This window comes from Nostoc flagelliforme FACHB-838 (assembly GCF_014698065.1).
Classification (GTDB): Bacteria; Cyanobacteriota; Cyanobacteriia; order Cyanobacteriales; family Nostocaceae; genus Nostoc; species Nostoc flagelliforme_B.
The window spans coordinates 1-9248 of record NZ_JACJSI010000233.1 but is presented as its reverse complement, the minus strand read 5'-3'; the positions used below and the strand labels follow the sequence as shown (position 1 = coordinate 9248).

Below are 9248 nucleotides of genomic sequence, written 5' to 3'. Positions count from 1 at the left end.
TCCGCCGAATTTTGCAAACACGTCTAGAAATAATTGGCTACAGTGTAGTTACAGCTAGTGATGGTGAAGAAGCTTTATCAGCTTTTCGTCTTTCGACTCCTGATTTGATAGTTTTGGATGTGATGATGCCCAAGCTGGATGGCTACGGTGTCTGTCAAAAATTACGGAGAGAATCAAATGTGCCAATCATTATGCTCACAGCTTTGGCAGATGTAGCAGATCGAATTACCGGGCTAGAGCTAGGTGCTGATGACTATATGACAAAACCTTTCTCACCCAAGGAATTAGAAGCCCGAATTGCTTCTATACTAAGACGACGCTTTCACAAAACTGATATCAATATTATTCCTAACTCTGGGATAATTCATGTCGGCGACCTGAAAATCGATACAAATAAGCGGCAAGTCCATAAAAATGAGCAACGGATTCGGCTAACAGGTATAGAATTTAGCTTACTAGAGTTGTTAGTGAGTCATTCTGGAAAAGTTTTTTCAAGGTTAGAAATCTTGCAGGAGTTGTGGGGTTTGGTAGGAGGATTTCATACAGACACTCGTGTGGTAGATGTGCATATCTCGCGGTTGCGGACAAAGGTAGAATCCGACCCCAACTTGCCAGAATTTATTATTACAGCAAGAGCTAATGGTTATTTTTTCCCACGAATTGTTGAATCAGAACAGGATTGAAGAAGAATTCACCTATTCTGAATTCAGGAGTCAGAATCAATTAGTCAGGGATTCAGACCCGCGACTACGAAAGTTGATCACCAAATCGTAGATTTGGTGGAGGTGCAAAAACGCCATTTATTCAGACGCTCCTACGTCGCTAACGCTACGCTATCCGCCACTCGCACAGGATTCAATTCTGTATTCTGACGACTGACGCATATATTCTGTTTTGATAAAGCTCCCGTTCGCTCTCGGTTTTACACAAGTCAAGTCGCCTTGTTCTAATTCAAAAAAGGTCATTGATTATCTCAGTGATCCCTTGGTTACATAGCCACATAGCGACAGTAAACTTGTCCGAAAACTCCAAAGCCAGACTGTTCAAAGCTTTGAGAGCAAGCTTTGATATCTTCGTGAAAACGTAATCATAAGGGTTTGATCGCTCTTTTGTCACTTTCGGCAGAGAATAATTTGTAACCCTTGCCCAGATAGGATTTTAACTGTAGAGCTTTGTTTGAAGGTTTCTATTAGCTTGCGATCGCTAATTTTCCCACTAAATTTAGGTTTTATCATTTAGCCCCAATTTTTATTTCCCCAGAGTGACGTTCATGAGCTGATCGCCCACTATGGATGAAAGAAACTATTCTGTTTTCTTAGGAGAGGGATAAGACAATTAAACTTTAGTTGCGTCAAGGAGTTCAACGTTTTCTTGATTCCCCAATACCTGCAACCCCACACCCTTTCATCCAGTTATATCAAGGGTTTGTGCTTAACAAGCGTGCCATTCGGGTATAACACTGCTTTGTCAAATTACAGAAAGAAATGTATTCGGTTTGCGGTGTTGCTTTTCACCTAAATCGCCGGGAATCCCATACCTTCAACAGGGGTAAGAGGAATAGCCGCCCTCTGAATTGTTGAAATTGTTAACGAGCCTTCTAAAAAACAACTTGTGTCTTGAGATACATTGTTTTTTTGTTGAAATTACCCAAAACTATAAAGAACTTTATAAATTGCGAGTAATATGGCGTTTCATCAGCAATACGTTAGTATTGAGCAGCCAGCTATCAGTCAATTGATTCGAGAACTGCGGCAAAACTTGAAGCTGACCCAGGAGAAGTTTGCGGCTCACCTTGGGGTATCCTTCCCAACAATTAATCGCTAGGAAAATGGACATGCTACTCCCTCTCCTTTAGCCGTTAAGCAAATTGAGATGCTTTTGAATCAGCTTTCGGAGTCAGCCGATGCCACGGTACGAGAACGCAGCCAGGAAATACGAGGGAAATATTTCTCATAAAAAATTAAACGCATGAGGGCAGAGGAATTCAGGACAATGGCTGAGAAGTCGTTTGGTGGGGGCGGTGAGTTGGGAGGGTTGGTGCGAAACTCTTTCAGAGAGGCTTTGCGATCGCATGATTGGTCGCAAACGCCATTGGGCGCCGTCGAAACCTGGTCAGACGAACTGAAAGCGGCAGTGCAGATTTTACTGACTGAACTTGATCAAATTAAGCCATCCAAAGAGACGCAGCCAGACGCTAAAGAGCAAAAGGATGGCTCTGCTGAAGCCGCCTTACACCAAGCGAATCAACTCAATGCGTTCCGAGTCGAACTTGGCGATGCCGTTCGTCCACTCACCGATGCTTCAGAGATACAAGCGCTCGCCGCTCGTATTTTGGGTGAGTCTTTAGGGGCAACTCGTGTCATTTACATCGAAGTGGTGTCGGATGGTGAGGAGGTTATGGTTCATCCCAACTACACTAATGGTGTAGCCCAGTTGAGGGGACGATACCGCTTGGAAGACTACCGACGCAATCTGACTACTAATCATCAGGCTGGGCACACCCAAGTTGTAACAGATATTCTCAATAATCCGAAATATACGGATGCTCAGAAAACGAGATACCGCGAGATCGATATTGCTGCACACATAGATGTGCCGCTGATCAAAAACAATCAATTCGTTGCCCTGCTTGCGGTTCAACAATCCACGCCGCGTCATTGGACACAAACCGAGGTCAAACTGGTTGAAGAAACCGCAGAACAGACGTGGGCAGCGGTTGAACGTGCTTATGCTGAAGCTGCGCTGCGCGAGTCGGAAGCAAAATATCGCACCTTGTTTGAGTCAATCGACGAAGGTTTTTGCATCGCCGAGATACTGTTTGATGAGAACGACACACCAGTTGATTATCGCTTTTTAGAAATTAATTCAGTGTTTGAGCAACAAACTGGATTGCAACAAGCCGTCGGGAAAACAGCACGTGAGTTAATGCCAGATATAGAAGACTTTTGGATTGAAACCTACGGCTCAGTTGCATTGACGGGTGAACCCGTTCGCTTCGAGAATCGTTCTGCGCCGTTGAAGCGATGGTTTGATGTTTATGCCTGCCGCACTGGAAAACCAGAAGACCGAAAAGTAGCGACCATATTCAAAGATATTACTGATCGCAAGCGCATCGAAGACGACCGCTTGCAGGCGGAAGCAGCCTTGCGCTCTTCAGAAGAACAACTCCGCTTATTTGTCACTGCCAGTTCAGACATCGTGTATAAAATGAGCGCAGATTGGAGCGAGATGCGTCACCTAAATGGTAAAGATTTTCTTGCCAGCACTGAGAACCCAAGCCAGACATGGCTTGAACAGTATATTCCGACCGAGGATCGGCCGCATCTGAAGGCTGCCATCCTTGCTGCTATTGATAACAAAAGTACGTTTGAGTTAGAACACCGAGTCATTCAGCGAGATGGGACGATTGGCTGGACGTTTTCGCGGGCGATCCCACTGTTGAATGCAGAGCAGGAAATCGTTGAATGGCTGGGGGCAGCGAGCGACACCACCCAACGCAAACAGGCACAACTGAACGCCCAATTTCTGGCCACAGTTACTCAGAACTTGATTGAGGCAACCTGTGCGGACGATATTCTTCAGACGGTAGGCGAGCAGTTAAACCGTTATCTTAAAACGTCCAGGTGTGCTTTCATCGAAATCAACGAGAGAGCAAACGAAGCCGTAGTCCAGGATGATTGGTACCAAGAGGATGCGCCGAGTTTAGTGGGCGTTTATCGGCTGCTGGAATTTCTTACAGAGGAGTTTTTCCAGACAGCCAGAACTGGAAACCCCATTGTTGTTAGGGATGTTTCCACAGATGCGCGCATTGCTAACCAACACCGATTCGCCGCCCTCAAAATTGGTTCGTTTATAAATGTGCCTTTGATTAGAGACGGGGAATGGAAATTTACACTTGGTGTTTATCATCAGGAACAATATAACTGGCGCAGTGATGAGATTGAGTTGATGCGTGAATTGGCAAACCGCATCTGGACAATGCTCTCACGTACCTATGCCGAAGCTGCTTTGCAAAAGAGTGAGCAACGGTTTCGGCTGATGGCGGATGCTGTACCACAAATTGTTTGGATTACGGATACACAGGGGCGAGTTGAGTTTTTCAACAAACAATGGAGCAATTACACAGGCGCTTCTTATGAACCAACCACGGCAGGGGAAGTTGCGGCTAGTTTCGTTCACCCAGACGATGGCGATCGCATAGCAGAAGCGTTTAATGCGGCGCGACGCAGCGGCGGTATTTTCTCGGTCGAACACCGGATTCGCTCTGCGGCAGGAACCTATCGCTGGTTTCTGGTGCGTGCCGAGCCTTACCGAGATCCGCAAACGGGTGAGATTATTCGCTGGTTTGGTGCATCCATCGATATCCACGAGCGTAAACAAGCTGAAGCCATCATTACCACCGATCTGGAAAATACCCGGCTGTTGCGGGACTTGAGCGCACGAATGATCGCTGAAGACAACATTCAGGTGCTTTACGACGAAATTGTCTCTGCTGCAATTACCCTGACACGGGCAGATGCTGGTTCAATTCAAGCGCTGGATGAATCGACCCAAGAGCTAGTGCTGCTTGCCACCCAGGGGATCGATCGAACCCTTACCGATCGTTCCCAGCGCATGAATCCTAGTTCAATCACGTCTTGCGGTAGGGTTTTAGCAACGGGTAAGCGCGCCTTTGTAAATTTTGATGCACCAGAAAGCGAAGACCCTGACGGATCTCTGGGTCTGCATCTAAAGGCTGGGTTGATTTGTGCACAATCTACTCCGCTCATCAGCCGTTCAGGTAGACGGATCGGTATGGTTTCAACCCACTGGCGCAAGCACCACCGACCGACTGAGCAACAACTCCGTTTTCTGGATCTGTTGGCGCGTCAAGCTGCCGACCTGATTGAACAGCGACAGACTCAAGCCGAACGCAAACAAGTTTTAGAACGCGAACAAGCAGCGCGAGAAGAAGCAGAACGAGCCAACCGCATCAAAGATGAATTTTTGGCGGTACTGTCCCATGAATTGCGATCGCCCCTGAACCCGATTTTAGGGTGGACGCAGCTACTGCAAAACGGCAAACTCGATGAAGCCCGCAGAGCCGAAGCCTTAAAAACGATTGAACGGAATGCCAAACTCCAAACACAGCTAATCGAAGATTTACTTGACATTTCCCGCATTATGCAAGGCAAGCTGTCACTAACAGCGGCTTTGGTTAGTTTGACGAACGTCATTTCTGCGGCGATTGAAACCGTGCGTTTAGCAGCCGAGGCGAAACATATTAAGCTACAGCTTGATCTTGACAATACAGTTGCGCCGATTTCTGGTGATGCTGTCCGTTTACAGCAGGTTGTCTGGAATTTGCTCAGTAATGCTGTCAAGTTCACCCCGACTGGTGGACAAGTAACGGTTGAACTGAGGCAACTTAATCAGCTGGCTCAAATTCGAGTCATCGACACGGGTAAAGGTATTAATCCGCAATTCTTGCCTTATATGTTTGAGCATTTTCGACAAGAGGATGGTTCAACCACGCGCAAGTTTGGAGGATTAGGATTAGGGTTAGCGATCGCGCGGCAAATTGTGGAAATGCATGGGGGAACCGTGCAAGCACAGAGCTTCGGTGAAGGGCAAGGCGCAACCTTCATTGTGCAATTGCCAGCGATGCAGGTAGCACCGCTCGTATCGGAACCTGTTCAGACACAAATTGATCCAGGACTGCCACTAGAAGGGATTCATATTTTGCTGGTAGATGATGAGCCAGATACTCGTGAATTTCAAGCATTTCTATTGGAACAAAGCGGGGCTAATGTGACAGCCGTTGCTTCTGGATTAGAAGCATTGCAAAGCTTAGAACAATCGATTCCCGATCTACTTGTGAGTGATATTGGCATGGCTCAGATGGACGGCTATATGCTACTAGAGCAAATTCGGTCGCGACCACTCCAGCAGGGTGGAATGATTCCAGCTATTGCGTTGACTGCCTATGCCGGAGAGATTGATCAACATCGCGCACTTCAGGTCGGATTTCAAACTCATATCACAAAACCTGTGGAGCCGGAAGTGTTAGTCAGAGCGATCGCAGTTTTGCTCCAACGTGGAGAGTGAAACATTTTGGGGGAGATAGACGACAATTCACCAGGGTTTCTAAACATCAATCATCCCAAAGAACTTGAAACCTAACAGATACGAGTTCGGTATATAGGATTAATATTTGATTTCTGAAAAAGCTCAGTATAGATCGAAAAGCTAATCCTCAAGTGCCAGCAGTAGTACATCACGGAGGAGCTAGTACAACGGCGGCAGTGTTACGTTCGGGGATACCATCAGTTACCGTACCTTTCAAAACATATCAGCCAGTTTGGGGTGAAAAGCTGACCCGGCTGGGAGTCAGCCCTGCGGCGATACCGTACCACAAGGTATCAGAAGAAAACTCTAGCGGCAGCGATTGAAGTAGTACTGGGCAATGAGATGATGCGAAAGAAAGCCCAGGAGTTAGGTGAGAAAATCAGGGCTGAGGATGGTGTGGCGGATGCTGTTGAAGCATGCCATCGGCATTTGGGTTTGATTGGGTAACAAATCCCAGATAATTAAAATACATCATCACACCTACAACAGTAGTAAATGTCCCAAGTTAAAGTTGATACAGTGCTCTGTGTCAACGGCAGTGTCCTAATGGTTTTTTACACATGCACCCTAGTAGTTAACTTGACTACTGTTGTATTAAAGCACTTGCGACTGATACTGTTGCTGGCTGGGAGAAAAAGTAGCCCTGCCCATATTTGCATTGCAATTTTTTGACTTGCTCAAGCTGTAGTACTGTTTCTATTCCTTCTGCTATAACATCTATGCTTAGATTGTGAGCTAATGTAATAATCGTGCGTACAATTTCTGCATAGCTGCTATTAGTGTCCATATTTTTAATAAAAGAGCGGTCAATTTTTAGCGTACTAATAGGAAAACGGTGCAGATAGCTTAAAGATGAATAACCAGTACCAAAATCATCGATGTGTAATTCGATACCTATTTCTTTGAGTTGCCAAAGTATCGCTGTTGCAGATTGAGTGTTTTCAATGAGTACACTTTCAGTCATTTCTAGTTTTAACCTAGATGGATCTAACTTAGTTTCTTGTAAAATCAAGTAAATTTGCTCAGTGAAATTGGATTGCGAAAGCTGTTTGCTAGAAAGATTGACGCTGATTGTCAGTTGGGTTTGTGGAAATTGCTGCTGCCATTGGTGCATCTGGTTGCAAGCCTCTCGAAGTACCCAGTAGCCAATAGGAACGATTAGTCCAGTTTCTTCCGCCATTGAAATAAAATCTGTTGGAAGCATAAGACCCTGCTTTGGGTGCTGCCAGCGGATAAGAGACTCAAACCCGATAATTTTTTCAGTTTGCAATGAAACAATTGGTTGGTAGTAAATCCGAAATTCCTGGCGTTCAACAGCACGTCGCAAGTCTGTCTCTAACTGCAACAGCTTCGTGCTTTCAATGTACATAGCTGTATCAAATATTTTGTAACCTGCCCTGCCCAAAGCCTTAGCGCGATACATTGCAATATCAGCGTTGCGTAGGAGGTTCTCTATCTGGTCATCACCTGTTGTACTAAGGGCAATACCAATGCTGACAGTAGAAAACACCTCATGCCCGCTTAAATGGAAAGGTATTGCCAATTGCTGTTGCAGCCGCTCGGCAATGTCAATAACATCTTTAATTCCTTGAATTTCCTCTAACAAGATGGCAAACTCATCTCCTCCCAGGCGAGCTAAAATATCTCCAGAGCGTAGCCCAGTTTGAAGCCGATGAGCTAAGGCAACCAGTAACTGATCTCCTATAGTATGCCCAAGACTATCATTAACAACCTTAAAGCGATCTAAATCCAGGAATAGAACAGCAAATAAATTACCAGATTTAGCACGCTCGACTGTTTGCTTTAGCCGCTCCATAAATTGCATTCGGTTCGGTAAACCTGTTAATGCATCATGAAAAGCAATATTGACTAATTGCGCCTGTGCCAAATGGCGCTCTTTGATCTCTTGTTTGAGGAGCATATTAGATTTTAATAACTCGGCAGTTCGTTCCTCAACCCGGATTTCTAACTGCTCGTAAGCTTTTCGTAATACTTCCTGATTCTGCTGGCGCTGGGCAATTTGAGCTAAATGCTCTGTTTGAAGTTGCTGTTGGTGCTTAATTTTTTCAATGTAGTTATCAAAGAAATCAGCTAAACTTGGCTCTGATTCTAATAATTTACTTAATTGCTTAATAACTCGCTTATCTGTTTTATAAGAAACTTCAGGGTGAGCTTCTATCCACAGATGACACATTTTTATATAACTTATAAACGTAATTAAGTGCTGGTAATTTACAAGCCCAAGTAGGCGACGCAGATGGGAGCGACAATCCTTACCCTGTTCTGGCTCCAGGAAAATGAATATTGAACAGTATAGTAAACTTTTTTCCAGTGCCTCACTCAAATCTGATAGGTTTATCAATTGGCTAGATGAGCAGGCAAGTATATATAGGTATGCATCGATGTCGGTTGCCGTTGGCGGAGGCGATTCAAGCAAATTTAATATCTGCTGTGCTTCTACCCCTAGAGTGCGTAAGTGGCAACTATGACAAATTATACAATATGGCAAAGCACAGTAACGTGAAAGATATGCAAAAAGCTTTTCCTTCAACATTGGCGATAAGGGATTATTAACATAGGCACAAAGCGTTTGTTGCCAGAGATTTTCCAACGCTTGTATGTTCTGCTCGGCTGGCTCAAAGAAGGAAGGAACAAAACCAAACTTTTTTGCGATTTCTGCCTTAATTTCCGCACTGGTTCGCATATATCATAATTTGAATTCCTTACCAAGACGCAGAAATTATAATAACCTGCAAACAAGCAGATTGATATAACCTTATACAAAAATTTCTTGAGTGTATATGTAATGTTTAAGACAATTTAATCTTAGCGCATCACATAGTACAACATATTTTTAATTCCCCACCCTCAGAAGAAACCACTCACATCAAAAAGCCTTATAAATAATAGGTTTGCCGTTAACGAGCTTGCCTTGCCATTGGGGTAAAAGTCCTTCTCACCTTTATAAGGCTCTATTAGCGTTAAGAAGTTCTTGACTGGTGGCGGCATAGTTGCTTTTGAAGGGCTTCATCTTCTTATTATGCGACTTCCGTGCCGATTAGCTTACAATCTACTTTTTCAAAAAATTAAACCGATTATTTACCCCTTGGGTGTAGACTTACGAGCCTATCAGCTGTTAT

At 44.7% G+C, this 9248-nt stretch carries 5 protein-coding genes; 4 read left to right on the top strand and 1 reads right to left on the bottom strand.

Features of this window, described 5'->3' with window-relative positions; all coding sequences use genetic code 11:
* From rpaB to H6G97_RS38685, 4 genes are all read left to right on the top strand, one after another.
* Positions 1-683 (top strand): response regulator transcription factor RpaB (rpaB, locus tag H6G97_RS38715; protein WP_190945965.1); only part of this gene is annotated, 683 nt, incomplete at its 5' end.
* Between the two features lie 1000 nt (positions 684-1683).
* Positions 1684-1824, top strand: a complete 141-nt coding sequence (locus H6G97_RS55635; protein WP_190945964.1) for a helix-turn-helix domain-containing protein — start codon at positions 1684-1686, stop codon at positions 1822-1824.
* 168 nt (positions 1825-1992) lie between these two features.
* Positions 1993-6087 (top strand): GAF domain-containing protein, encoded by a 4095-nt coding sequence (locus H6G97_RS53695; protein ID WP_242055857.1) that lies wholly within the window; start codon positions 1993-1995, stop codon positions 6085-6087.
* Between the two features lie 152 nt (positions 6088-6239).
* The gene (locus H6G97_RS38685; protein WP_190945963.1) at positions 6240-6431 is read left to right on the top strand and encodes a glycosyltransferase; all 192 of its coding nucleotides are present in this window, start codon (positions 6240-6242) and stop codon (positions 6429-6431) included.
* A 260-nt stretch (positions 6432-6691) separates the two neighbouring features.
* Here H6G97_RS38685 and H6G97_RS38680 read toward each other — a convergent pair whose 3' ends face one another.
* Complete coding sequence (locus tag H6G97_RS38680; protein WP_190945962.1) at positions 6692-8812, bottom strand: putative bifunctional diguanylate cyclase/phosphodiesterase; 2121 nt, start codon at positions 8810-8812, stop codon at positions 6692-6694.
* Positions 8813-9248: the final 436 nt, after the last annotated feature.

What these genes read in the sequence shown, in the direction of transcription:
- H6G97_RS55635 (WP_190945964.1), top strand. Translation starts at nt 1,684, where the DNA reads ATGGCGTTTCATCAGCAATACGTTAGTATTGAGCAGCCAGCTATCAGT.
- H6G97_RS53695 (WP_242055857.1), top strand. Translation starts at nt 1,993, where the DNA reads ATGGCTGAGAAGTCGTTTGGTGGGGGCGGTGAGTTGGGAGGGTTGGTG.
- H6G97_RS38680 (WP_190945962.1), bottom strand. Translation starts at nt 8,812, where the DNA reads ATGCGAACCAGTGCGGAAATTAAGGCAGAAATCGCAAAAAAGTTTGGT.